At 40.2% G+C, this 1,051-nt stretch carries 1 protein-coding gene and 1 pseudogene; both read right to left on the minus strand.

Annotated features, from left to right (window positions below):
* Window positions 1–254: pseudogene (locus tag AB4486_RS23265) on the minus strand (restriction endonuclease subunit S); the annotation flags it as partial.
* Window positions 238–1,051, minus strand: an 814-nt coding sequence (locus AB4486_RS23270) for an N-6 DNA methylase (protein ID WP_372118897.1), incomplete at its 5' end; no start/stop codon positions are given. The pseudogene AB4486_RS23265 and the gene AB4486_RS23270, both read right to left, overlap by 17 nt.

The raw sequence follows: 1,051 nt of genomic DNA on the forward strand, positions 1-1,051 counted from the left end.
GAAACAATGCACTTCTCTTCACCAAGGAGCGCCACTGATATCTTTTCACCATTTCGAGAGGTTACTGGCCCATATGCGAATTGATGGTGCTCAACAACCTTATACTTCGACATATCAGTGCCGACAGTATTAGCAATTGAAGGAATAAACTGTTTAGTAATGCTAACGCCAAGCAGCAACTCAACGCTTAGATCTTTGTTCTTAACCGAGACTTCTTTTATGAACTGACCTAGTTTTTTATAGTTTGATCTCATAGCCCAACTCTTTGAAAACGTTTAGAAGCTCTTTTTTCGATTTTTCTTCTTGAGCAAGAAGATCGCTAAAATCTTCTTTTAAGCCGTTCATCTTTTGGTCAAAATCAATATTCTCATCACGGTTAGTAAACTCAATGTACTTACTTGGTACTAAAGAATAATCCTTTGCGGCAATCTCTTCTTTTGATGCCGAGTAACAATATTCAGCAACATCCTTATAATTGTCTTCAGCTTCCAGTTGTTGCCAAGTATGAAGCGTATTGGCAAAGTCTTGAATGTCTTGCTCAGAGAACTGGACAAACTTCTTCTCAAACGGTTCACCACGCTGACGCAGATCCATAAACAAAATCTCGTCTTCACGGTCACGATAGTTACGAGTGACATCTTCGTGAGGAACCATATGTGCTTTTTTGTTCTTGTTCAGAATCCACAACGTCACACTGATATCCGTGGTATAGAACATGTTGCGAGGTAAAAGAATAATTGCTTCAACAAGATTATTTTCAATTAGCTTCTTACGAATTGCTTTTTCCGTACCATCGCCAGAGAGCGCACCATTTGACAGAATAAAACCTGCAACACCGTTTTCAGACAGCTTAGAAACCATATGCAAAATCCAACCATAGTTAGCATTGCCTGTCTGTGGTGTTTCGTAACCGTCCCAACGATGATCATCAACCAGTTCATCGGAAGCTCGCCAGTCTTTTTGGTTAAATGGTGGGTTTGCCATAATAAAGTCAGCTTTAAGCGTTTCGTGCTGATCATTGGCAAAGGTATCTTTTGCGGCTGCGCCAAGA

This window comes from Vibrio sp. 10N.222.55.C6 (assembly GCF_041473395.1).
Classification (GTDB): domain Bacteria; phylum Pseudomonadota; class Gammaproteobacteria; order Enterobacterales; family Vibrionaceae; genus Vibrio; species Vibrio crassostreae_C.